This is a genomic window from Pseudomonas brassicacearum, from assembly GCF_003732225.1.
Taxonomy (GTDB): Bacteria; Pseudomonadota; Gammaproteobacteria; order Pseudomonadales; family Pseudomonadaceae; genus Aquipseudomonas; species Aquipseudomonas brassicacearum_E.
The window spans coordinates 637,969-661,953 of the sequence record NZ_MOBJ01000006.1 but is presented as its reverse complement, the minus strand read 5'-3'; the positions used below and the strand labels follow the sequence as shown (position 1 = coordinate 661,953).

18 protein-coding genes are annotated in these 23,985 nt (G+C 58.7%); 6 read left to right on the top strand and 12 right to left on the bottom strand.

The genetic code is table 11. The features are described 5' to 3' along the window. Positions 1–207: 207 nt before the first annotated feature. Entirely contained in the window at positions 208–1,392 is a 1,185-nt protein-coding gene (locus BK659_RS09710) for a pyridoxal phosphate-dependent aminotransferase (protein ID WP_123424835.1), read from the top strand. Between the two features lie 98 nt (positions 1,393–1,490). Here the strand turns inward: BK659_RS09710 and BK659_RS09705 are convergent, their stop codons facing one another. From BK659_RS09705 to BK659_RS09685, 5 genes are all read right to left on the bottom strand, one after another. Beyond that, the gene (locus BK659_RS09705) at positions 1,491–2,471 is read right to left on the bottom strand and encodes a 2-hydroxyacid dehydrogenase (protein ID WP_123424834.1); all 981 of its coding nucleotides are present in this window, start codon (positions 2,469–2,471) and stop codon (positions 1,491–1,493) included. A gap of 21 nt (positions 2,472–2,492) precedes the next feature. Further along, on the bottom strand, positions 2,493–3,791 hold the full coding sequence (locus BK659_RS09700; protein WP_123424833.1) for an MFS transporter: 1,299 nt from the start codon (positions 3,789–3,791) through the stop codon (positions 2,493–2,495). 71 nt (positions 3,792–3,862) lie between these two features. After that, entirely contained in the window at positions 3,863–4,882 is a 1,020-nt protein-coding gene (locus BK659_RS09695) for a sugar kinase (RefSeq protein WP_123424832.1), read from the bottom strand. Then, entirely contained in the window at positions 4,875–5,657 is a 783-nt protein-coding gene (locus tag BK659_RS09690; protein WP_123424831.1) for a sugar phosphate isomerase/epimerase family protein, read from the bottom strand. Before BK659_RS09690 ends, BK659_RS09695 begins: the two co-directional genes overlap by 8 nt. A 160-nt stretch (positions 5,658–5,817) precedes the next feature. Then, the gene (locus tag BK659_RS09685; protein ID WP_123424830.1) at positions 5,818–6,843 is read right to left on the bottom strand and encodes a LacI family DNA-binding transcriptional regulator; all 1,026 of its coding nucleotides are present in this window, start codon (positions 6,841–6,843) and stop codon (positions 5,818–5,820) included. A gap of 354 nt (positions 6,844–7,197) precedes the next feature. On the opposite strand from BK659_RS09685, the gene BK659_RS09680 reads away from it, so the two are divergent. Continuing rightward, a complete protein-coding gene (locus BK659_RS09680; protein ID WP_123424829.1) occupies positions 7,198–9,234 on the top strand; it encodes a hypothetical protein in 2,037 nt (678 codons plus the stop codon). A gap of 215 nt (positions 9,235–9,449) precedes the next feature. Further along, positions 9,450–11,774: an autotransporter outer membrane beta-barrel domain-containing protein gene (locus tag BK659_RS09675; protein ID WP_259740235.1), complete on the top strand. Its 2,325-nt coding sequence runs from the start codon at positions 9,450–9,452 to the stop codon at positions 11,772–11,774. A 70-nt stretch (positions 11,775–11,844) separates the two neighbouring features. On the opposite strand, the gene BK659_RS09670 is transcribed toward BK659_RS09675, so the two are convergent. The 4 genes from BK659_RS09670 to BK659_RS09655 all read right to left on the bottom strand — a co-directional run bounded on the left by BK659_RS09670 (position 11,845) and on the right by BK659_RS09655 (position 17,613). After that, positions 11,845–12,333, bottom strand: a complete 489-nt coding sequence (locus BK659_RS09670; RefSeq protein ID WP_123424828.1) for a hypothetical protein — start codon at positions 12,331–12,333, stop codon at positions 11,845–11,847. Positions 12,334–12,509: 176 nt separating this feature from the next. Continuing rightward, positions 12,510–13,151 carry a DUF1345 domain-containing protein gene (locus BK659_RS09665; protein ID WP_123424827.1) on the bottom strand — a complete coding sequence of 214 codons (642 nt, stop codon included), beginning with the start codon at positions 13,149–13,151 and terminating at the stop codon, positions 12,510–12,512. Positions 13,152–13,331: 180 nt separating this feature from the next. Further along, a complete protein-coding gene (locus BK659_RS09660; RefSeq protein ID WP_123424826.1) occupies positions 13,332–16,439 on the bottom strand; it encodes an efflux RND transporter permease subunit in 3,108 nt (1,035 codons plus the stop codon). A gap of 16 nt (positions 16,440–16,455) precedes the next feature. Then, entirely contained in the window at positions 16,456–17,613 is a 1,158-nt protein-coding gene (locus BK659_RS09655) for an efflux RND transporter periplasmic adaptor subunit (RefSeq protein ID WP_123424825.1), read from the bottom strand. A 292-nt stretch (positions 17,614–17,905) separates the two neighbouring features. Between BK659_RS09655 and BK659_RS09650 the strand changes: the two genes are divergently transcribed. Further along, positions 17,906–18,607: a response regulator gene (locus BK659_RS09650; protein WP_123424824.1), complete on the top strand. Its 702-nt coding sequence runs from the start codon at positions 17,906–17,908 to the stop codon at positions 18,605–18,607. A 4-nt stretch (positions 18,608–18,611) separates the two neighbouring features. Then, entirely contained in the window at positions 18,612–19,913 is a 1,302-nt protein-coding gene (locus BK659_RS09645) for an ATP-binding protein (protein ID WP_123424823.1), read from the top strand. A gap of 199 nt (positions 19,914–20,112) precedes the next feature. On the opposite strand, the gene pncA is transcribed toward BK659_RS09645, so the two are convergent. The 3 genes from pncA to BK659_RS09630 form a co-directional block, all read right to left on the bottom strand. Then, entirely contained in the window at positions 20,113–20,751 is a 639-nt protein-coding gene (gene pncA / locus BK659_RS09640; protein ID WP_123424822.1) for a bifunctional nicotinamidase/pyrazinamidase, read from the bottom strand. 139 nt (positions 20,752–20,890) lie between these two features. Further along, positions 20,891–22,285, bottom strand: coding sequence for a sensor histidine kinase (locus BK659_RS09635; protein WP_123424821.1), 1,395 nt, complete (start codon positions 22,283–22,285; stop codon positions 20,891–20,893). Then, on the bottom strand, positions 22,263–22,946 hold the full coding sequence (locus BK659_RS09630) for a response regulator transcription factor (protein ID WP_123424820.1): 684 nt from the start codon (positions 22,944–22,946) through the stop codon (positions 22,263–22,265). Before BK659_RS09630 ends, BK659_RS09635 begins: the two co-directional genes overlap by 23 nt. Before the next feature lie 299 nt (positions 22,947–23,245). On the opposite strand from BK659_RS09630, the gene BK659_RS09625 reads away from it, so the two are divergent. Continuing rightward, positions 23,246–23,785, top strand: a complete 540-nt coding sequence (locus BK659_RS09625) for a hypothetical protein (RefSeq protein WP_123424819.1) — start codon at positions 23,246–23,248, stop codon at positions 23,783–23,785. The last annotated feature ends 200 nt before the right edge of the window (positions 23,786–23,985 follow it).

Sequence of the window (23,985 nt, the reverse complement as noted above, 5' to 3'; positions counted from 1 at the left end):
ACTCGCTAGCTTCATACGGATTGAAGGACTTATTTTTGCGAACAACAACTGTCAGGTCTGACAGGTAGATGTCTCATTTATGATGAGCTTATGCTGATCGGTTAACTGAGGTGTGCCAGGCCTAGTCCGGTTAAATCCGCTGTCGAGTGGCGTGTTTCGTGATTTGAGATAGGGTTCAATGTGGAGTTCGCGCGACAGGAGAAGTGCATGCGCTATTCAGCCTTGACCCAACGAATCGCCGGCGACGGAGCCGATGCCTGGCAGATTCACTACCGAGCGCTGGAGTTGCGCGAGCAGGGCGTCGATGTGCTGCTGTTGTCGGTCGGCGACCCGGATTTCGATACACCGAAGCCGATCGTCCAGGCGGCCATCGACAGCTTGCTGGCCGGTGATACCCATTATTCGGAGGTGCGCGGCACGCGGTCGCTGCGCACCAGCATCGCCCGTCGTCACAACCGGCGCAGCGGTCAGACAGTGGATGCCGACCATGTATTGGTGCTGCCGGGCGCGCAGTGTGCGGTGTACTCGGTGGTGCAATGCCTGCTCGACCCGGGTGACGAGGTGCTGGTCGCAGAGCCGATGTACGTGACATATGAAGGCGTGTTCGGCGCCTGCGGGGCGAAGGTGGTGCCGATAGCGGTAAGGCCGGAGAACGGTTTTCGCGTCGACCCGGCGGACGTCGCCGCACGGATCACCGCCAGGACTCGAGCGATCCTGCTTAACAGTCCGAACAATCCTTCCGGGGCAAGCTTGTCGCTGCCGATCTGGCAGGCCCTGGCGCGTTTGTGCATCAAGCATGATCTGTGGCTGATCAGCGACGAGGTCTACAGCGAGCTGTTGTATGAAGGTGAGCACATCAGTCCGGCCAGCCTGCCGGGGATGGCCGAACGCACGGCGACCGTGAACAGTCTGTCGAAGTCCCATGCCATGAGCGGCTGGCGAATCGGTTGGGTGATCGGTCCGAAACCCTTGACTGAACACCTGGAAAATCTGTCGTTGTGCATGCTCTTCGGCATTCCGGATTTTGTTCAGAACGCTGCGCGTGTGGCGCTGGAGGCCGATTTGCCGGAGCTTGAGTCGATGCGCAACGAGTACCGTGCGCGGCGTGATCTGGTGTGCGCACGCTTGAGCGATTGCCCGGGCATTAATCCGGTCATTCCGGATGGCGGGATGTTTGTGATGGTCGATGTGCGCCAGACCGGGGTTGGCGCGCAGGCGTTCGCCGAAAAATTGCTGGAAGGCTATGCCGTGTCGGTGCTCGCCGGGGAAGCGTTCGGGCCCAGTGCGGCGGGGCATATCCGCATTGGTCTGGTGCTGGATCAACAGCGGCTGGCCGAAGCCTGCCGCCGAATCGTACGGTGTGCAGCGCAGTTGCTGAAAGCCCATCGTTAACAAATGAATCAAAAGATCGCAGCCTGCGGCAGCTCCTACGCCGAGCGCGTACATACCGTTTCCGTAGGAGCTGCCGCAGGCTGCGATCTTTTGATCTGCTAATGCGCCTTCCACGCCTGGCCATTCACCAGATTCGCCGGGCGTTCACCGGCCAGCGCCGCCAGCAGGTTGTCGACGGCACAGCGGGCCATGGCTTCGCGGGTTTCGTGGGTCGCAGAGCCGATGTGCGGGGTCGCCACCACGTTGTTCAACTGCAACAACGGCGAATCATGAGCCAGCGGCTCGCGCTCGAATACATCCAGCCCGGCCGCACGAATCTGCCCTTGGCGTAACGCTTCGATCAACGCCGTTTCATCGACCACCTTGCCTCGGGAGATATTGATAAAAATGCTCTCCGGGCGCATCAGCGCAAACTGTTCAGCGCCGATCAGCCCTTCGGTTTCAGCGGTCAACGGCAACGTCAGGCAGACAAAATCTGCCTGCTGTAGCAAGTCCGACAAGCTGCGGTACTGCGCGTTGAAGCGTTGCTCCACCGCAGGTTTGGCGCTGTGACTGTGATAGAGAATCGGCATGCCAAAACCAAAATGCCCACGTTGGGCCAGCGCCTCGCCGATGCGGCCCATGCCGATGATGCCCAGGGTCTTGCCATGCACATCGCTGCCGAAATGCGCCGGGCCGATGTTGCGGCTCCATTGTCCGGCACGCACCAGGTTGGCCAGTTCAACCAGGCGCCGGGCAGTCGCCAGAATCAGCGCAAAACCGGTGTCGGCAGTGGTTTCGGTCAAAACGTCCGGGGTATTGCTGAGCAGGATCTGCCGCCGGTTCAGGTAGTCGATGTCGTAGTTGTCGACGCCGACCGAGACACTGGCAATGGCCTTCAAGTGTGGCGCCAGGTCAAGCAGTTCGGCGTCCAGTTTCAGACTGGCGCCCAGCAGACCGTGGGCGCTTGGCAGCGCTTCGCGTAACAGCTTCAGACCCTCGGCGTTCAGGTTGTCGATCAGCGTCACCTGCGCCTGTTCATGCAGGCGAGCCATGAGCGGCGCAGAAAGTTTTTTGTACAGCACGACCTGCTTTTTCATCGGTTCAGTCTCTCGTTCAATTCAGGAATGTGCCGCGACGGGCCGGGCTGGCGCACGCGTGGGCTGGGCCTGGTCATTGGCACCGGGCTTGAGGAAAATCGTCAGGACCACCGAGAGCATCAGGGCCGCGCTCATCAGCAGGTAAGAGGCGCCGGGCGAACCGGTGGAACTGTTCAAATAGCCGACCAGATAAGACCCGCCGAACGAGCCAAGGGCGCCCATGCTGTTGATCAGCGCCATGGCACCGCCGGCAACGTTGGCCGGCAGGATCTCCGGAACGATGGCGAAGAACGGCCCGTAAGGGGCGTACATGCAGGCGCCGGCAATCACCAGCAGCGCATAGGACCACCAGAAGTGTTCGGCGCCGAGGGCATAGGAGGCGTAAAACGCGATCGAGGCGATCAACAGCGGTGGCCAGACAAAGCGTTTGCGCCGCTGAATCCGGTCCGAGCCCCAGGACACCCCAAGCATTGCAATCACCGCCGCCAGATACGGCAGCGCCGACAGCCAGCCGGCTTCGATCATGTTCATCTGCGCGCCATGTTTGAGGATCGACGGCAGCCACAGCACAAAACCGTAAACGCCGATGCTCCAGCAAAAAAACTGTAGGCCCAGGATGATCACTTTGGGTGAGCGGAACGCTTCGGCGTAGTTCTTCACCGCTTTGATCCCGAGCTGTTCGGCGGCCAGGGCGCTTTGCAGGTCTTGCTTCTCCTGGTTGCTCAGCCATTTGGCGTCGACGGGACGATCATCGGCCAGACGCCACCAGATAAACGCCCAGAGCACCGCCGGTAACCCTTCGACGATGAACATCCAGCGCCAGCTGAAATGCTGCACCAGATACCCCGACACCACCGACATCCAGAGCATGGTCACCGGGTTGCCGAGGATCAGAAAGGTGTTGGCCCGCGAGCGTTCGGCGCGGGTGAACCAGTGGCACAGGTAAACCAGCATCGCCGGCATCACCGCAGCTTCGACCACCCCCAGCAGGAAGCGGATGGCGATCAGCATGTAGGCGTTGGAGACGATCCCGGTCAGCGTGGCCAGGCCACCCCAGAGGATCAGGCTGACGAAAATCAGCTTCTTCACGCTGTGCTTTTGCGCGTAGATCGCCCCCGGTACCTGGAAGAAAAAGTACCCGAGGAAGAACAGCGCGCCGAGCAGCGAGGAAAGTCCCGGCGTGATCATCAAGTCGGCGGCCATTCCGGAGGCGGCGGCAAAACCGTAGTTGGCGCGGTCCAGGTACGCCAGGCTGTAGGTGATAAACACGATCGGCATGATGTACCACCAGCGGCGGGTGGCGAGGTTCAGCGTTTGCATGGTAGTGCTCCTGAGCTTGTTGTTTTTGTCGCAACAGGTAACGGTTCAAAAAATCAGTGACTGTGTGGGCCTCATCGCGAGCAAGCTCGCTCCCACAGGGGATCTGTGGGTGCATGCGATCCAGTGTGGGAGCGAGCTTGCTCGCGATTGGCGGCCTCAGACCCAGCCGATAATTCGGCCCGGGTCGGCAAACCCTCCATATCGCCTCGGCTCTGCACCGCGCGGCTGCCAATCCAGTTGGCCCGCTGCACGGCGTCGGGGACGCTGAAGTTCTCCAGCAAGGCGCTGATCATCCCGACCGCAAAACCATCGCCGGCACCCACCGTGTCCACCACCTTGGTCACCGGTACACCGGGTACAAAACCCTGATCCTGTTGGGTGCGGTAATAGGCGCCGTTGGGGCCTAGCTTGATCGCCACCGCTTCAGCGCCCTGATCCAGATAAAACGCTGCAATGTCGGCCGGATCATCGAAGCCGGTGAGCAAGCGCCCCTCACTCAACCCCGGTAGCACCCAATGGGCCAGCGCCGCGAGCCGATTGATTTCGCGGATCATCTGCTGTTGGCTGGCCCACAGTGTCGGGCGCAGGTTGGGATCGAACGAGACACTGCGACCGGCCTCGCGCATGCGCGTCATCAACTCGAAGGACATCTGGCGCGCAGACTCGGACAGCGCCGGCACAATGCCGGTGGCGTGCAAGTGCCGGGCTTCGAGCAGTTCCGCAACGATCGACTGCACTGACAGAAGACTGGCTGCCGAACCCCGACGGAAGTATTCGACGCGAGGATCGCTGCCATCGTCGGCACGCGACTTGAGCTGAAAACCGGTCGGGTGCGCCGGGTCGGTCTCGACGAAGCGACAATCCAGGCCTTCCCGCTCCAGGGTCTCGACCACGAATCGGCCCAGCGAATCAGCGCCGATCCGGCTCAGCCAGGACACCTTGAACCCCAGTCGCGACAGGCCGATCGCCACATTGCTGTCGGCTCCGGCGATGCGTTTGTGGAACTGCCCAACGTCGGCCAGATCGCCACTCTGTTCGGCGACAAACATCGCCATGGTTTCGCCAAACGACAGAATATCGATCTCAGACATGAGCGCTCTCCAGCCGAGCCTGACCGAGGCCGGCGAGAGTGGCGACATGCTTGGCGGTCAACTGCACCAGGTCTTCACCTTGCAACGGATATTCCGCCGCCCGCATCACCCCTTGGGGCATGTACTGCAACTGCTGTTCCCATTCCTGCAAATCACCGGGCGAGGGCGGTACGGCAATCCATTTGCCGTCGGCGCGGCGGCGGACCGCTTTGCAATGCACATAGCCGACATGCCGGCCAAGCAGGCGCGCGGCGTTGGCGGCGGACTGGTCCTGCCATTGCCAGTTGCCGATATCGAAGGTCATCTGCACCGGCAGCGCCTGCGCTTCAATCGCAGTGAAAAATCGCTGGAACGGCTCGATGCGCCCGCCGTGCAGGGTCTGGTCGTTTTCCACCAGCAACTGCACCGGGCTTTGGGCCAGACACCGGGCCAGCGCCGGTAGAGAGTGAGTGTCGGTGAAGTAACCCAGCGAGACTTTCAGCCACCTGGCACCAAACGCCTGCGCTCGATTCAAGGTGTCTGCCAGTTCCGGATTGGGTTTCGACTGACCGGCCAGCCACAGTTCCAGTGGCGAGGAATACACACAGCCCAAGCCGCTTTGTTCGATCGCCGACGCCACGTCGGCAGCGACTTCATGGGTAAGCAGTTCTTCACGCAGTTCAATGCGGTCAGCACCGGCAGCGGCCAGTAATGCGACAAAACTCAACTGCCCACGCTGGCGAACCAGATCGGCGCCGTAGCTGGAGAGACTGATGGAAACGGGTGATTCATTCATTGTTTTGCACCTCTGAAACCGGTTTCATTTTTGTTCAAAAAAATAGTTGGTCGTTGATTTGTGTGGTGACCTTGCGGGCCTCATCGCGAGCAGGCTCGCTCCCACAGTTGATCTCGGTGCCTTTGTGGGAGCGAGCTTGCTCGCGATGGCGTCAGAAGCATCACACCAACTTCCGCCGTGTCGAGCCACGCTCAATCAACCGCGCCGCAAAATCCAGTTTTCGCGCCGGCCCGTCATCGCCACGCAAGCGCTTGAGCAAACACTCGAACGCGCTCGCGCCAATCTGCGCCGTTGGCTGGGCGAGGGCGGTAATCCCGCTGCCCACCAGCGGGTACCAGTCGAGGTCATCCAGGGCGATCAAACCGATGTCTTCAAACAGATGGCAGCCCAGTTCGCGCAAGGCGCGGGTGCCGGCCAACGCGGCAATACCGTTGGCGCAAAACAGTGCTTTCGGACCGGAGCCGGGTGTAGTCAGGAAGGATTTCAGGCGTGTGTTCAGGTCGCTGCCGATTTCGACCACCGCACCGCTCAGTAGAGCGCGCTGATCGATTTGAGCCTTGAAGCTGTTGACCCGCTCAATCCGCGAGCTGGTGCCGTCGAAGGGTTCACTGAGCAGCAGGATGTCGCGATAGCCGCGTTCTTCAAGGTGGGCAAGGGCCATCTCAACCGCCGCCGGGTTATCCAGCCCGACCAGGTCGCTGTCGAGCAAATCGACCTTGCGATCCACCAGCACCATCGGCAGTTCACGGTGCAACTCGCGCAGTTCATCGAGGTGATGACCGAGGGTGTTCACGATCAAGCCTTCGATGTTGTACGAGCGTAACGCCGCCAGATGCTGACGCTCCTGCTCATCGTCACGGTCGGTGTTGCACACCACCAGGCTGTAGCCGTGCTGACGGCAAGCGGTTTCCACGCCATGCATCACGGCAATCGAATACGGGTTACGGATATCGGCCACCAGCATGCCGATCAGGCGGGTACGCCCGCGCTTCAAACCGCGAGCCATCTGGTTCGGGCGATAGCCCAGTTCGCTGATCGCTTGCTCGATGCGCTTGGCAGTGGCATCCGACAGCAAGGCCCGGTCTTCACCAATAAAACGCGACACGCTGGCCTTGGAGACCCTGGCGTGTTCGGCGACATCAAGCATGGTGACGCGGCCGCGCTGGGCGGCGGAAAAAGTAGTCACGGTGTAAAGCCTTGTTGTTTGAGTTGTTGTGGCTGGCGCTGAAACCGGTTTCAGAAAACACCAAACGTAAGTGAACGTCAAGCTCATCGGTGAAGGAGGTTGTGGGAAAAGTCGCATTAAACCGACAGGCGGTCGCAAAACCTGTCAGATCTGACAGTAGCCGACGTTGGGGATAGAGCGTTTAATTTTGAACAACGCATGGTGAGTGACGACTCCAGAAGTCTTGCGAACATAGAAATCCGCTTCGGTGTTGCACATGCAATGAATAGCGGGGAACGGCAATGTGTTCTTGGGCATGAATCGGCTTGAGCACACAAAATTGGCTAATCAGTGATCAGTGATGGAGTACATGAAATGACGGCTAAACAAGATCTGGGGAAGGTATCACTCAACGCATTTGAATTGGCAGAACAAAGCCGAGATCAGCTTCGTTCCTGGCGTATGGACGACCCCATTGTTCAGAATGATCCGCCGAGTATTGATGGCTTGCTCAGGGGCAATCTGGTGCCGAAGTCTCTTCTTGATAATACAAATATCAAGGTCATGCCGATTCCATACCTCAATACTCCCCATCTACGTGACTATTATCAGGTCTTGCTGCGTAAGAAAGGTTCGTCAGCTGAGGATATTGTTGAGGAAAATGATCTCGGGCCGGTAGACGCCACTCGTGATTGGCCACGTGAAGTAAATTTACCGAGCGCCAAGTTAGTTGATGCTGAGATCAGCAGATTCTCGACAGAGTATGAAGTTGCTGTGATTGTCAGGAACGGGGATAGTGACAATCCAACCCCGAAGGTCTGGTTGGGTATTCAGGTTGACAGATGCTCACCCTATCAAAACAAGCAAAGTGGTGTATTCGATAATCCTGTAAAGGCCACTCTTGTAAGTCCAGCGCCGGACGCGGAATTGGACAGCCAGTGGCTGGAAAGTAATACAGAAATAAAGTTTTCTATTTCTACCGGTTATCAGTTTTATGATGTGGTTGATGATAAGGTCGACGTCTACTTCTCCAAGGATTATTCACAGACAGCGCCGTCGGGGTTTGTCACGACGCTGCCTTTAGGCAATGGTCAACTTTCGATACCAGTAGCGGGCCTCTCACTGGAAAGTGAAACGTTCTACCTTTACTACCGTCTGAGAGACCTGGCTGGAAATGACAGTTGGGTTTCTCTTGACCGCTCGATAGTCGTGAATATCTACCCTGATGCCGTGCTCACTGCCCCTGTGGTTCCGTTAGCCATTGACGGTGCGATCGATCTTCACGACGTTCAGAGTCGCGTATTCGTCGAAGTGAAGTATCCGGTGAATGGTCGGAAAAATGACCAGGTCACTCTCTATATCGTAAAGGGCCAGGCGGGAGCAACACCGCTGCTGGTGGATACCAAAGAGTTGGCGGACCGGGGAGACTTGCAATTCGAAATGTTCTACCACACACACCTTAAACCTGTGTTCGGAGACTCTGAGATCGAAGTGCCGGCTAAGGTTTATTACGTGTACAAACGTGGGAATAGTACCTATCCGAATCAACCGGAGACGCTCTTTGTTGTGGACTTTAGTGTTAGGGGGCCAGCGACAGGAGAACTGCCCGATCTCACTAACAAGAACATGCTCAGGGTGACCGTGGAAGGCGAGTCAAAAACGCCTAATCACATTACGTCGGAGGACCGTAATGGTGATGTCGAAGAATATACACCAATGGCGAAGACGGATGCAGGCGGAGACCCGGAATGGACGCCGATGGGGGATGAAGAGTTTGAATTGTGGCTTGACGGGAAACTGGTAAAAAAGGACGTTCTGTTAGGGAGCGAGACAGAAATACGGTCTCTGGTTAATCCAAGTCTTATTGACAGTATCGTGCCAGGGGCGAACAAAATGGCTTTGTGGAAAATCAGGGAAGGAGGCGGTCGCAACACACTGTCGTCTGAGCCACAACCCGTACAGGTTGATGAAGTCGGCATCGAGTTCCCTGAACCGAAGATTCCACTCAACAGGTTTGGCGATGTCAACTGTGAAAGCCTGGGTTCTATGGATTATTCGTTAACGGTAACCGTTGAGTTTGATCCGCTGCTTATACCTGTGGGCACGGATATTATCGTAGAGTCTATTGGTACAACGGAGCGAGACGGTACAGGGGAAATTTCGAGTACGGCTTTTTCTAAATCTTATAAAATTAATGGTGGTGAGGTCGGTAACAAGTTTGAGGTGGTAATTGAGCCTTATGCAAGGTGTATAAAACCTATTCAGCCTACTCTGGGTTCCGGAAAGTTGAGTGGTTGCATCAAGGTTTGGTACTTGGTAGGGCCGAATCAAACCAAGTCTGCTGTGAATATGAAGATAGTGAAGCTGCTCTCCGATGAAAACTACTGCGAGGGTACGCCCATTCGAAAGTAACTGATTGAGTCTGTGTGGCTCAGGGCGGAAGCATAAGTGCTTCCGCCTTTTTCAATAGCTATTAGAAGGGAATTATCTGCTGAAATAATGGATTAGTCCTACATACCATAAGCGTATGTGTCCGTAGTCTGCCGACCTCTCTATGGGGAAGGTGCGCTCTCCTGCTGAATTACCTGGGTCTTTCGTTTGGAAAGACCACCAGACGGATACCTGCTATGTTGAAACCTCGATTTAACGTGAAACCTTTGGTCATTGCATTGGGGGCGTCGTCCCTGGCCATGCTGTCGTTGACGGCCACCGATGCCAGCGCACGGGATCTGGTCGATGAAAGTCTGACCATTGATTCGTCGGCAGATGTCGAATCCTGGTCGCTGGCTCGTAACGCTGTGTTGACGGTCAACGGTGGTCAGGCTCTTGGCATCACGGCTCAGCAGTCGACTCTAAATGTCAACGGCGGCAGTACTCAGCAAATCTCCGCCCAGAGCGGTTCTACCGTTAACCTCGACAAGGCGACGGTGAACGGTATTGACCGCCGCAAGGCTGGCGTCGAACTGATCAACAGCACCGCAACGATTACGAACAGCACCCTCTCTGGCATCACAAACGGTCTGCAAGTCGGTCATGTGGAAGGTACTCTTACCGGGTCTACTGCCACCGTCGCCGGCAGTCGCATTAGCGGACAGGATCTGGGCGCGCGGGTCACCGCCTTCAGTACGCTCACGCTTTCGAACTCAATGGTTGAAGGAACCGGCGCTACAAGCACCGGGTTGTTGCTCTTCAGCAGCAAAGCTTCAGCCAGCAATGGCACTCGCATCATCGGCGGCCAGAACGGTGTTATGGTCAAGGTCGAAGTGCCTGGCGAAGGCAGCCAACTGGTGCTGGACAACTCGAGTGTCGAAGGCAAAACCGGCTCGGCCATTGTTGTGGACAATGCCGGGGCGACCAATACCATCACTGATATTCATGTCCTGAACGGTTCGACCCTCAAGGGCGGCAATGGCACCCTTCTTGAAGTGAAGGGTGCGGCGTCGGTCAACATGAATGTTGGTGGGAGCGCACTGAACGGCAATGCTCAGGTGGCCGGCAACAGCACCGCCAACCTCAACTTCAATCAAGGCTCGCTGACCGGTGATGTGATCGCCGAGGCGGGCAGTACCGCCAATGTTCAGTTGAAGCAAGGTTCTCTGTTGACCGGGCGCATGGAAAACGTCGCCGCAGTGGGTATCGATCATCAATCCGAATGGAACCTGACCGGCAACAGTCAGGTCGGTAACCTGAACATGATGGACGGTGGCACCGTCCGGTTCGGTGCTGCGGATGCCTACTATCAGCTGGACGTCACCAACCTGTCAGGCAACGGCCTGTTTATCATGGGCACCCACTTCACTACGGGTCAGACCGATGCGCTGAACGTCACCGGCACCGCCAGCGGCAACCATCAACTGTTGATCACCAGCAGCGGTGTCGATCCAGCCAGTGGCGAGCCGATCACCGTGGTGCACACACAAGGTGGCGATGCGCGGTTTTCGCTGGCCAATGCCGATGGCGCGGTCGATCTGGGGACGTATTCCTATGGGTTGAGTCAGGATGCGACCGGCAAAGACTGGTTCCTCGATCCGGCCAAGCGAACTGTCAGCCCTTCCACTCAGGTGGTCAGTGCCTTGTTTGGCGCGCCGCTTACCGTGTTGTACGGCGAAGACGCCTCGTTGCGCACGCGCATGGGGGAAGTGCGTTTCAACACCGACAAGTCGGGTGCCTGGAGCCGCGTGTATGGCAACAAGTACAACGTCGGTGGGGCTTTCGGCGATGGCTATCGGCAAACGCAGCAAGGCTTCGCGCTGGGTGTCGATACACCTTTGGGCGACGGTCAATGGTTGCTGGGAGTAATGGCCGGCTATAGCCAGTCGGATCTCAGTTTGAGCCACGGTTCTTCCGGCACCGTCGACAGCTACTATCTGGGCAGCTACCTGACCTGGATGGATGACGCGAGTGGGTACTACGTTGATGGCACCCTCAAGCTCAACCGTTTCGAGAACAAGGCGAAGGTTGCGATGAGTGATGGCACCCAATCCAAGGGTGATTACGGCAACACCGGTGTGAGCGGCTCCGTAGAGTTCGGTCGGAATATCAAACTCGATGATGGCTATTTCATCGAGCCCTTCACTCGCTGGTCGACCGCGTTCATTCAGGGTCAGGATTATGATCTGGACAACGGTATGCAGGCCAAGGGCGACCGGACCTGGTCATTCGTGGGCAAGGCGGGGCTGACCGCAGGTCGTGAAATGCCGATGGCCAACGGTGGCACGCTGCAACCTTATGTCCGTGCAGCGCTGGCCCATGAGTTTTCCAAAGGCGAAGAGTTCAAGGTCAACGACAATGCGTTCAGCCATGACCTCTCCGGGTCGCGTGTTGAAGTGGGTGCAGGGGTTGCCCTGAAGCTGACAGACCGCTGGAGTGCACACGCCGAGGTCGAGTACATGAACGGCAACAACATCGAAATGCCGATTGGCGGGACGGTAGGTGTGCAGTTCAAGTGGTAATGGGCGAATAATTTTTTATCGCTGCCCAGTCGTAAAGCCCTGTCTCTATCGAAGCAGGGCTTTTTTGTGCTCAGCGATTTGCGTTGGTTAACAGGGTATCGAATTGTCCATCAGCCGCGGTGGAGTGAGCATGGGTGTCTTTCTTTTTGATCTGCACGTTAAAGTCACCTGAGAATCGACTGCCTGTGACATCGAGTTGAAAGTTTATATCTCCAGATATCGCCAGTTGGCTGGTCGGGTTCTGTGGATCCGTGTAATCAACGAGCTCAATGGTAACGTGGCCTTGTTTGTCCTCGCCAACCTTATGATTCCCGTTGGAGAGCGTCTTGGAGAACACGATCAAAAACACCCGCAGGCGTTTTTCATCGCCATCCCTTTCAGTGGCTTCTACCACCCAGGTTTCACCACGGTTCGGGCTAGTGCTACTGCGCAGTGCCGTTCCACTGGTCTGGAATGGGGCGGCATCTTCCAGCGTGACGTCGAAGTAGTCTTGTGTGCTGGTTTTTTTTGCGGCTACGTTCATGATTGCTTTCTCCCTGGCAATTAACAAAGAATCCATAAATAGGTAACCATCGCTAACTTATGGATTAACTGATCAGAGCTCAGTAGAGTCATTCTGTAAACTGTCAGATATACCAGTTTACAGTCGATGTTTTACAGGGTCGGTCAGTGGGAGGTTTTATAGGTGTGAATGTTATTTCAACAATATATAACCGCTAGTTGAAAGGCATTACATCAACTGAACAACCCGGCGGCGATATTGATCGAAAAACCCAGGATGGCCGTGTTGAACAGAAAACCGATCAGTGACTGGGCGAGCACGATCTTGCGCAAACTACGTGTGGCGACCCCGACATCGGAGGTTTGTACCGCCACGCCGATGGTGAAAGAGAAGTACAGAAAGTCCCAGTAGTTGGGGGTCAGCAGGCCTTCGGCAAAACGCAGCGCCGGGTCCTTGCCGTCCCAGGTGTAGAACAGCCGTGCGTAATGCACGCTGAAGATCACCCCGACCAACAACCACGAACCAATCACTGTCATCCCGGTGAAGCCGTAGTGCAATAGTCTTCGGCTGGTTTCCAGGTCCTTGCTGCCGGCCAGTTCCAGGGTGATGGTGGCGAGGCTGGCAATCGCGGCGATGCAGACAATGAGCAGCACCACCCCGGCGTTTTCATCCTCGACTTCGGCGATGCGTTTTACGTCATCGGCACGCGCACGCACTGTCAGCCAGAGCATCAGCACCAGATAGGTCCAGACGCCGGAATTCCAGCCGATCAGGATCTTGCTGATGAGTGAGTCGGCCGGAGCCAGGATGCTGACCGCCACCCCCAGCAGGGTGGCGGCGGTCAGGCGAGGGTGGGTGCGCAGGAGGTGTGGCATGGAGGCTCGATACGTCAGGGCTTTGCAACACCTTAGCCCAGCGGGGTCCGTTGTGACCACAAGGGTGAGATTGATGAGAACCAATGTGGGAGCGAGCTTGCTCGCGATGAGGCCGTAACATCCAACATCCATGTTGGCTTTTATGCCGCTATCGCGAGCAAGCTCGCTCCCACAGTTGATTTATGTTGTGCAGATGTTCTTATGTCGCTTGCGGACCAATCTCATCACCACCACAAAAAACACCGGCACAAACACCACCGCCATGGTCGCGGTGATCATCCCGCCAATCACACCCGTGCCGATGGCTTGCTGGCTAGCCGAGCTCGCTCCGGTGGCAATCGCCAACGGCACCACGCCCAGGATGAATGCCAGCGAGGTCATGACAATTGGCCGCAGGCGCAAGCGCGCGGCTTGCACCGTGGCGTCGATCAGGTCATGGCCTTCGTCGTACAGGCTCTTGGCGAACTCGATGATCAGGATCGCGTTTTTCGCCGACAGACCAATGATGGTGATCAGTCCGACCTTGAAGAACACATCGTTGGGCATCCCGCGCAAGGTCACGGCCAGTACCGCGCCGAGCACACCCAGCGGCACCACCAACAGCACCGAGGTCGGAATCGACCAGCTCTCGTACAGCGCCGCCAGACACAGGAACACGATCAACAACGACAAACCGAGCAGAATCGGTGCCTGACTGCCAGACAGCCGCTCTTGCAACGACAACCCGGTCCATTCCTGACCCAGTCCCGCCGGCCCCTGGGCGACCAGGCGCTCGATTTCCGCCATCGCTTCACCGGTGCTGCGACCGGGCGCCGGCTCACCGGAAATGCTGATGGCCGGGTAACCGTTATAGCGCGTCAGCTGCGCCGGGCCCTGGGTCCATTTGGCCTGGACGAACGCCGACAACGGCACCATTTTTCCGGCGTTGTTGCGCACATGGATTTTCAGCAAATCGTCAATCTGACTGCGTTGATCACCTTCAGCCTGAACCACTACCCGCTGCATCCGCCCCTGGTTGGGGAAGTCGTTGATGTACGCCGAACCGACGGCGGTGGACAGCACGTTGCCGATATCGGCAAACGAAACGCCCAAGGCGTTGGCCTGTTTGCGGTCGACCTCCAGTTGCACTTGCGGTGCTTCAGCCAAGGCGCTTTCGCGCACATTCATCAGGATCGGGCTCTTCTCGGCGGCCGCCAGCAACGCGCTGCGTGCTTGCATCAGCGTGGCATGGCCAAGGCCGCCACGGTCTTGCAGACGGAACTCGAAACCGCTCGACGTACCGAGGCCGTCAACCGGAGGCGGCAGCACCGAGAAGGCCACGGCGTCCTTGATCTGGCTCAGCGCAATGTTGGCGCGGTCGGCAATCGAAGCCGCCGAATCATCACTGCTACGTGCCGACCAATCCTTGAGCGTGGTGAACGCCAGGGCTGCGTTCTGGCCGCTGCCGGAGAAACTGAAACCGAGAATCACCGTGCTGTCGCCGACGCCCGGTTCGGTTGCGTTGTGCGCTTCAATCTGCTCGACCACCTGCACCGTGCGGTTCTTGCTCGCGCCCGGCGGCAGTTGAATGTCGGTGATGGTGTAACCCTGGTCTTCAACAGGCAGGAAGGACGAGGGCAGGCGGCTGAAGCAAAACACCAGGCCGATCAACAGCACGCCATAAACCAGCAGAAAACGGCCACTGCGTTTCAGTGCGTACACCACCCAGCGCTGATAACCCTCGGTCATCTGCTCGAAGCGCCGGTTGAACCAGCCGAAGAAACCACCCTTGGCGTGGTGTTCACCCTTGGCGATCGGTTTGAGCAGCGTGGCGCAGAGTGCCGGGGTGAGTGTCAGCGCGAGGAACGCCGAGAACAGGATCGAAGTGGCCATCGACAGCGAGAACTGCTGGTAAATCACTCCGACCGAGCCCTGCATGAACGCCATCGGAATAAACACCGCCACCAGCACCAGGGTGATGCCGATGATCGCCCCGGTGATCTGACTCATGGCTTTGCGCGTGGCTTCTTTGGGCGACAGACCTTCGTTGACCATGATCCGCTCGACGTTCTCGACGACGACGATGGCGTCGTCCACCAGAATGCCGATCGCCAGCACCATGCCGAACATGGTCAGTACGTTGATCGAGAAGCCCAGCGCCAACATAACGGCAAAGGTGCCCATCAACGCCACGGGCACCACCAACGTCGGGATCAGCGTGTAGCGGATGTTCTGCAGGAACAGGAACATCACCGCGAACACCAGCAACATCGCCTCGCCGAGGGTGTAGATCACTTTGGTGATCGAGACTTTGACGAACGGCGAGGTGTCGTACGGGATTTTGTACTCCACGCCGGCCGGGAAGTAGCGCGCCAGCTCGTCCATCTTCTCGCGCACCAGCGTTGCGGTGCTCAAGGCGTTGGCGCCGGGCGCCAGTTGCACGCTGACGGCGGTCGACGGCTTGCCATTGAGGCGGGTGGAGAACTGGTATTCCTGGCTGCCGATTTCGACCCGTGCCACGTCGCCCACGCGCACCGTGGAACCGTCGGGATTGGCCCGCAGCACAATGTCGGCGAACTCTTCGGGGGTCGACAGCTGACCTTTCACCAGCACCGTCGCGGTAATTTCCTGAGTGGTGCGGGTCGGCAAGTCACCGATGCTGCCGGCCGAGACCTGGGCGTTCTGCGCAACAATCGCGGCGTTGACGTCGGCCGGGGTCAGGTTGAAGCCAATCAGTTTCTGCGGGTCGATCCAGATCCGCATGGCCCGCTCGGCGCCATACAGCTGGGCCTTGCCGACGCCGTCCAGGCGCTTGATCTCGTTCATCACGTTGCGCGCCAGATAATCGCTGAGCGCCACGTCATTGAGCTTGCCGTCGCTGGACGTGAGGGTGATCAACAGCAGGAAGCCGGCCGAGACTTTCTCGACCTGCAAGCCTTGCTGAATCACTGCTTGCGGCAGGCGCGACTCGACCGCTTTGAGGCGGTTTTGCACATCGACCTGAGCCATTTCCGGATCAGTGCCAGGCTGAAAGGTTGCGGTGATGGTGGCGGTGCCGAGGCTGCTCTGGGATTCGAAATACAGCAGATGGTCAGCGCCGTTGAGCTCGCCTTCGATCAGGCTGACCACGCTTTCATCGACGGTTTGCGCCGAAGCACCGGGGTACACCGCATAGATCTCGACCTTTGGCGGCGCAACGTTGGGGTACTGCGCGACGGGCAGCTGCGGGATGGCCAGCGCACCGGCCAACAGGATAAACAGCGCGACCACCCAGGCGAACACCGGGCGGTCGATAAAGAATTGCGGCATAAAGTCTGCGTCCTGCCTACTGCCCGGTTGCCTGGGCAAGTGGAAGAGGGGTGTCGTCGATCTGCACTTTTTCGCCGGGACGGGCGTGTTGCAGGCCTTCGATGACAATGCGGTCGCCGGATTTCAGGCCGCCGGTAACGATCCAGCGATTCTTCTGCACCTGGCCAAGCTGCACCGGTTGTTGGCTGATGCGTGCGTCGGCGTCGAGTAGCAGCACCTGAGCAATGCCGGCGCTGTCACGCAGGATCGCCCGTTGCGGCACGCTGATGCCTTGCTGGTTGACGGCTTGCTCCAGGCGCACGCGGATGAAACTGCCCGGCAGCAGGTCGAGGTCCGGGTTGGGGAACTCGCTACGCAGGATGATCTGGCCGGTGCTCGGGTCGACGCTGATGTCGGCGAACAGCAGCTTGCCCGGCAACGGATAGAGGCTGCCGTCATCCTGAATCAATGTGGCTTTGGCCTGATCCTGACCGACCTGCTGCAACTGCCCGGCACGAAAGGCCCGGCGCAACTCGTTGAGTTCGCGGGTTGACTGGGTCAGGTCAGCGTGGATCGGGTTCAATTGCTGGATCAGCGCCAAGGGCGTGCTTTCGTTCTGCCCGACCAGCGCGCCTTCAGTGACCAACGCACGACCGATGCGCCCGGAAATCGGTGCGGTGACGGTGGCGTAACCCAGGTTCAGTTTCGCCCGTTGTACCGCCGCCTGATTGGCCGCGACGTCGGCGGCGGTCTGCCGGACGGCGGCGCGGGCGTTGTCGTAATCCTGACCGCTGATGGCGTTGCCTTCGATCAGTTGCGCGTAGCGTTGCTCTTGCAAGCGCGCCTGAAAGGCATTGGCCTCGGCTTTGCGCAGCGCCGCCTGGGCGCTGTCCAGGTCTGCCTTGAACGGTGCCGGATCAATGCGAAACAGCACGTCGCCCTGTTTGACGTCGCTGCCTTCGCGGAAGGTTCGTTGCAACACGACGCCGGCCACCCGGGCGCGGACTTCGGCGATTCGTGGTGCGGCGATCCGCCCACTCAGTTCGCTGCTGATCGACAGCGGCCCGGCGGAGATGGTTTCGATCCGGACGGTGGCCAGCGGCGCTGCTTCTTCGGCGGTGGAGGACTTGTCACACGCGCTCAGCGTCATTGCCAAGGCAATCAGGCCGAGCTTCGCAAACAGGTTCTTTAACATGTGAATACCCCAATAATGACCCCAGCATCCTACTGGGCGCAGGCGAGGGTAGCGGTGAAGCTTTGTAGGCGCTGTGTGAAATTGTGTAAGGGTTTTACTCATGCGCGCGTGAGGGCGTATATCCTTGGGCGCTTGATTTCTATTGCGACGGGTCGATTGCTATCGCGAGCAAGCTCGCTCCCACAGGGATTTGATGTGAACACGATGTTGTGAACATCCACGATCAACTGTGGGAGCGAGCTTGCTCGCGATAGCGGTTTATCAAGCGCCACTGCACTTTCTGGAAACACCCATGCCCAACATCCTCCTGGTCGAAGACGACTCCGCGCTCTCTGAATTGATTGCCAGCTACCTTGAACGCAATGGCTATCAGGTCAGCGTGATCAGCCGTGGCGACCATGTCCGCGAACGGGCGCGAATCAACCCTCCGGATCTGGTGATCCTCGACCTGATGCTGCCGGGCCTCGATGGCCTGCAAGTCTGTCGTTTGCTGCGCGCCGATTCGGCGACCCTGCCGATTCTCATGCTGACGGCCCGCGACGACAGTCACGACCAGGTGCTGGGGCTGGAGATGGGCGCCGACGATTACGTGACCAAACCTTGCGAGCCGCGCGTGTTGCTGGCACGGGTGCGGACCTTGCTGCGGCGCAGCAGCCTGAACGAACCACAGACCGCCAGCGACCGAATCCTCATGGGCAACCTCTGTATCGACCTGTCGGAGCGCACCGTGATCTGGCGCGAGCAGTTGGTCGAACTGTCCAGCGGCGAATACAACCTGCTGGTGGTGCTGGCGCGCCACGCCGGTGAAGTGCTCAGCCGCGACCAGATTCTGCAACGCCTGCGCGGCATCGAATTCAACGGCACCGACCGCTCGGTGGACGTGGCGATCTCCAAGCTGCGGCGCAAATTCGATGACCACGCCGGCGAAGCGCGCAAGATCAAGACCGTGTGGGGCAAGGGTTATCTGTTTAGTCGCTCCGAGTGGGAATGCTGAAACCATGCTGCGCATTCTGATCCGCCTCTACCTGATCACCATCGTCACCTTCAGCGCGGCGATCTATTTCATCCCGGATCTGGTGATCAAGGCTTTTCATGAGCGATTCCAGAACTACAACCTCGATCAGTCCCGAGGCTTGCAGAACCTGATCGTCAAGCAGTTTCACGCGGTGCCGAGCGAGCAATGGACTCGCCTGGCGACGCAACTGGACAAAGACTTCAGCCCGTTGCATGTGGTGCTGGTGCGCAATGACGACGCGGACTTCACACCCTACGAACGTGAACGTCTGGAGCGCGGTGAAAAGGTCATCCGCATGGGCGACTGGGGCTGGCGTACGCTGGCGGTCTCACCGCTGGACGAACAGCTGTCGGTGAAGCTGGTGGTGCCACCGGATCCGCTGGACGTCAATTTGTTGTACTGGAGCATCAACGTACTGATCGGTGCGGCGCTGCTGGCTTGCCTGCTGATCTGGCTGCGGCCGCACTGGCGCGACCTGGAACGTCTGAAAAATACTGCCGAGCGCTTCGGCAAGGGCCACTTGAGCGAGCGCACGCAGATTCCGCCGAGTTCGAACATCGGCAGCCTGGCCAATGTTTTCGACACCATGGCCGGCGATATCGAAAACCTCCTGAACCAGCAACGTGATTTGCTCAATGCGGTGTCCCACGAATTGCGCACACCGCTGACCCGACTGGATTTTGGCCTGGCACTGGCGCTGTCCGACGACTTGCCGGCCGCTAGCCGCGAGCGTTTGCAGGGGTTGGTTGCACACATTCGTGAACTGGATGAGCTGGTGCTGGAATTGCTCTCCTACAGTCGCCTGCAAAATCCGGTACGGGTGCCGGAGCAGGTGGAGGTGTCGCTGGATGAGTTCATCGACAGCATTCTGGGCAGCGTCGATGAAGAACTGGAGTCGCCGGACATCGTCATCGACGTCATGCTGCACGGCCAACTCGAACGCTTCAGCCTCGACCCGCGCCTGACCGCCCGAGCGATCCAGAACCTGCTGCGCAACGCCATGCGTTACTGCGAAAAACGTATTCAAATCGGTGTGCAGGTCTGCCCCAAAGGCTGCGAAATCTGGGTCGACGATGACGGTATTGGCATTCCGGAAGACGAACGCGAGCGGATCTTCGAGCCGTTCTATCGGCTGGACCGCAGCCGCGACCGCGCCACGGGCGGGTTTGGCCTGGGCCTGGCGATCAGCCGTCGGGCGCTGGAAGCCCAGGATGGCACGCTGACGGCCGAAACCTCGCCACTGGGCGGGGCGAGGTTCCGGTTGTGGTTGCCGACCCCGGCCTGAGCCTACTGTTGTGGCCGTAACGCAATCCGTAGCAGCTGCCGAGCCCGCGAGGCTGCGTTCGGCTGCGCAGCAGTCGTAAAGTCAGGCAACGCGTTCTCCCAGGCAAACCATGTGCACAGGATTTGCGAGGACTTCGTCCTCGAACGCAGCCTCGCGGGCTCGGCAGCTGCTACGGGCTCCTTCGTCATGTTTCCAGGGTTTAAACGGAAACTTCAGCAGCGGTGATCAACCCTACGCCAGCCTGGTCCATCTGCTCCATTGCCGAGGCCAGCGAGCCGTTCAGGTCTATCGCCCGGCAGGCGTCCAGCACCACCGTGGCATTGAACCCGGCTGCCCGGGCGTCCAGCGCCGAGAACATCACGCAGAAATCCAGCGCGAGTCCGACCATGAAAATCGTATCGACGCCGCGTTCCTTCAGGTACCCGGCCAATCCGGTGGGGGTTGTGCGATCCGCCTCCAGAAACGCCGAATAGCTGTCGATGTCCGGGTTACAGCCTTTGCGGATGATCAGTTGGGCGTGGGGCAGGTTCAGCTCGGCGTGCAGTTCGGCGCCGCCAGTGGCTTGCACACAGTGCTCCGGCCACAGGGTCTGGGCGCCGTAAGGCAGCTCAATGACGTCATAGGGCGCGCGTCCGGGGTGGCTGGAAGCGAACGAGGCATGCCCGGCTGGATGCCAGTCCTGGGCGATGATCACCTGGGTGAATTGACCGGCCAGGCGATTGATCAATGGAATGATCTGATCGCCCTCGGGTACCGCCAGACGGCCGCCCGGAGTGAAGTCGTTTTGTACATCAATGACCAATAGGGCGCAGTGTGTTTGAGCAGATGTGGCAGTCATGGCCGGTTACCTCCCTGGAAGTGAAAAACTCAAGCATAGCCCCTGGTTCAATCTCTTCAAACGCTGAACCGACTCCTGAACAGCGTCGCCGACGCAAATCCGTAGGAGCTGCCGCAGGCTGCGATCTTGGCGATCCGCATCAATCCGCGGGCAGTAAATGCTGGCGGCAATCAAGTGTCAGGCGGGCACCGCCGAGTTCGCTGCTGCCGACATCAAGGGTGAACCCATGCAGGTTCACGATGGCCGCGACAATCGATAATCCGAGGCCAAAACCTCCTTTTTTGGCGTTGTCGTCCACGCGATAGAAACGTTGAAACACTGCCGTGCGTTTGTCCGCAGGGATGCCGGGACCGGAGTCGAGTACCTCGATGCGTGTGCTGCCGGCGTTATCGCTCGCCCGCACAATGACCTGACCGCCCGCCGGGGTGAACTTGATCGAGTTACTCAGCAAGTTCGACAAGGCTTCAAACAACAACGCCCGGTCGCCTGTCAGCGCTGGCAAGGTTTGCGGCGTTTGCAGGCTCAGGTTCAGATGGCCTTCTTCGGCCAGCGGCAGGTAAAAATCATGCAGTTCCTGCAGCAACGGCAACGGATCGAACAGCACGAAACCCGAACGCCGCTGTTGATCCTCCAGCTCGGAAATCCGCAGCAAGCCGCGAAAACGCGCCATCAGGGTGTCGGTTTCGGCGAGCACCTGATCCAGTTGTGTCGCTTCGGCGGACCCTTCGGCGGCCTGCTGCTGAATGCGGTAAAGCTGCGCGCGTAGCCGGGTGAGCGGGGTGCGCAGGTCGTGGGCGATGTTGTCGCAAACTCCCTTGACCTCGTTCACCAGCCGCTCGATGCGTTCGAGCATGGCGTTGACGATGGCCGCGAGCATGTCCAGCTCATCGCGGCGGCTGGACAGCGGCAAACGGTGGTTCAGGTTACCGGCGACGATGGCTTCGGCACTCGCTTGCAGGGCGCGAATGCGCCGTAACGGCCGACGGCGCAACAGATGCCAACCGGCGATGCCGGGGATAATGGTCAGCGAGACTCCCCAGAACAGTGCATACAGGATGATCCGCGTGACCGCGAACAACGAACCGTTGTCACGCACCAGAACCAGCCAGCGGCCATCCAGAGTGTGAGTCGCCACCGCGTCGCAACTGTCGGACGGCATGCTGGCGTCATCCGGGTCGGCGCAGTCGGGCAGTTCATGGATCTTGCCGTCCAGCGGCAGACCTGCGGGGATCTTGCGGATCAGTCCGTGCAGGGGCCGATGCTGCTCGTCGAACAGCCCGTAGGCGTCGATACCGCGCTGATCGAAGGTGATGCTGGCGATCAGCGCCTCATCCAGTTGCTCGCCGTGGAAACGCGAAAACAGGTGCTGGCGTTGCATCAGCGAATGTTTGGCAAGGTTCTCCAGGTAGCTGGAAACCTCGTAATACATCACCCCCATGAGCAGGCCGCTCCAGACCACGAACAGCGAACTGTAGAGCGCCAGCAAACGGCTGCTGGATGACCGCCAGCCTTTAGACGGGTTCAGCAATGACATAACCCGAGCCTCGCACAGTCCGTATCAGCGGCAGTTGGCCCGGGGGGTCGATCTTTTTGCGCAGACGTCCGATGTGTACATCGATCAGGTTGGTGCCCGGGTCGAAGTGATAGCCCCAGACCTCTTCGAAAATCATCATCCGCGAGAGTATCTGCCCGGTATTGCGCAGCAGAAATTCCAGCAGTTTGTATTCTGTGGGCAGCAGGCTCAGCAACTGCCCGGCGCGGCTGGCTTCGCGGCTGATCAGATTGAGCTCGAGATCGGCCACGCGCAGGGTCGTGGTGTAGTCCTTGACGGTGTTCTGGCGTCGCAGCAGGACTTCGACCCGGGCGGCCATTTCGTCGGTGGCAAAGGGTTTGGTCAGGTAATCGTCGCCGCCGGCGCGCAAGCCGCGAACACGCTCGTCGACGTCGGACAGGGCGCTGATCATCAGAATCGGCGTCGACACACCCATGGTTCGCAAGGTGGTGACAATCGCCAGGCCATCGAGCTCCGGCAGCATGCGGTCAAGGGTGATCAGGTCGTAGTCACCGCTCACCGCTCGCGCCAGGCCTTCTCGACCATTGGCGACCCAGTCCACCTGCAAGCCATGGCTGCTCAGCTCGGCAACGATCTCCCGTGCGGTGACGGCGTCGTCTTCAATGGTCAGGATTCGGGTCATGGGGCTTGCCTGAGAGTAAATGAAATACACAGGGCGGCAGTGTGCCAAGAAATGCCCGTGAGGTTTCTGAAAAAACTTTTATATAGACAATCATTGATATCATCTAGCCATACGTTGCCTGGAAGCTCTAAACGAAAGTAGCCGATGCTGGAAACGCAGGGCAAGGTGACACGATTTTTTGCTTTTTACCTTGATAGACGTGGCCGTTTTCAGGTGCTGGCCACGGATGGACAAGATGCTGACGCTCTACTAGCGTTGGCCGATAACGACTGTGCCTGAATCCGCGAAGGGGAAGTGTCTTGGACAGAAAGAAAATCAAACGACAGCTGGAGGAGATGCTTGAAGCAGGCCGCTCCAGGACGGACACCTTCAAGGCGTTTGCCGGAGGCGAGATCAAGGACCGGGTGCTCGCCTACTGGATCGCCGCGTATCCGGATCAGGATCTGTACGAGGCGCATTACCGCAAAATCAATACGCTGGTGACCATCAGTTTTATTCAGGCATTGCTGGGCACGGTGCTGGGGTATTTGCTCGGAGCGAACATAGGGCCCAAAGCGAGCATTATCCTGGCAGCGATTGCCGGTGTGGTTCCGCTGTTGTTTGCTTATGGCTTCTACAGAAACTCGGCGCAGGCTTACACCATCTATATCGTCCTGACGATTTCTCAGCTGCCGCGATTGCTCTCGGGGTTTTCCGAGGCACCGTTGGTGGCCACCGCCGGTGCCGTGTACACATTGGGCATGCTGTTCTTCGTAATGCGCCTGAAGTCTTTGCTGTTTCCGGACTTCGCCTTTTTCGGTCCGAAAAAGGTCAAGGGGCAATACGTTTTCTCCAACTGATGCGCCTCTCGCGCATCATCTCGTTCTGCAAAAAAGGATGAGTCCGGGCTTTCACTGGCCTGGATCAATATTGTCCTGTGAAATAACTCCTAACGTATGCGCTCCAGGTCTGTCGCATGGCATCGGCTACATTGCCGTGGTGCGCGCATGTTGCGTTGTCGAGTTACCGGTACAGGTCGGCGCATTTTTTGCGGATCAAC

What these genes read in the sequence shown, in the direction of transcription:
- BK659_RS09710 (WP_123424835.1), top strand. Translation starts at nt 208, where the DNA reads ATGCGCTATTCAGCCTTGACCCAACGAATCGCCGGCGACGGAGCCGAT.
- BK659_RS09705 (WP_123424834.1), bottom strand. Translation starts at nt 2,471, where the DNA reads ATGAAAAAGCAGGTCGTGCTGTACAAAAAACTTTCTGCGCCGCTCATG.
- BK659_RS09700 (WP_123424833.1), bottom strand. Translation starts at nt 3,791, where the DNA reads ATGCAAACGCTGAACCTCGCCACCCGCCGCTGGTGGTACATCATGCCG.
- BK659_RS09695 (WP_123424832.1), bottom strand. Translation starts at nt 4,882, where the DNA reads ATGTCTGAGATCGATATTCTGTCGTTTGGCGAAACCATGGCGATGTTT.
- BK659_RS09690 (WP_123424831.1), bottom strand. Translation starts at nt 5,657, where the DNA reads ATGAATGAATCACCCGTTTCCATCAGTCTCTCCAGCTACGGCGCCGAT.
- BK659_RS09680 (WP_123424829.1), top strand. Translation starts at nt 7,198, where the DNA reads ATGACGGCTAAACAAGATCTGGGGAAGGTATCACTCAACGCATTTGAA.
- BK659_RS09675 (WP_259740235.1), top strand. Translation starts at nt 9,450, where the DNA reads ATGTTGAAACCTCGATTTAACGTGAAACCTTTGGTCATTGCATTGGGG.
- BK659_RS09670 (WP_123424828.1), bottom strand. Translation starts at nt 12,333, where the DNA reads ATGGATTCTTTGTTAATTGCCAGGGAGAAAGCAATCATGAACGTAGCC.
- BK659_RS09665 (WP_123424827.1), bottom strand. Translation starts at nt 13,151, where the DNA reads ATGCCACACCTCCTGCGCACCCACCCTCGCCTGACCGCCGCCACCCTG.
- BK659_RS09660 (WP_123424826.1), bottom strand. Translation starts at nt 16,439, where the DNA reads ATGCCGCAATTCTTTATCGACCGCCCGGTGTTCGCCTGGGTGGTCGCG.
- BK659_RS09655 (WP_123424825.1), bottom strand. Translation starts at nt 17,613, where the DNA reads ATGTTAAAGAACCTGTTTGCGAAGCTCGGCCTGATTGCCTTGGCAATG.
- BK659_RS09650 (WP_123424824.1), top strand. Translation starts at nt 17,906, where the DNA reads ATGCCCAACATCCTCCTGGTCGAAGACGACTCCGCGCTCTCTGAATTG.
- BK659_RS09645 (WP_123424823.1), top strand. Translation starts at nt 18,612, where the DNA reads ATGCTGCGCATTCTGATCCGCCTCTACCTGATCACCATCGTCACCTTC.
- pncA (WP_123424822.1), bottom strand. Translation starts at nt 20,751, where the DNA reads ATGACTGCCACATCTGCTCAAACACACTGCGCCCTATTGGTCATTGAT.
- BK659_RS09635 (WP_123424821.1), bottom strand. Translation starts at nt 22,285, where the DNA reads ATGTCATTGCTGAACCCGTCTAAAGGCTGGCGGTCATCCAGCAGCCGT.
- BK659_RS09630 (WP_123424820.1), bottom strand. Translation starts at nt 22,946, where the DNA reads ATGACCCGAATCCTGACCATTGAAGACGACGCCGTCACCGCACGGGAG.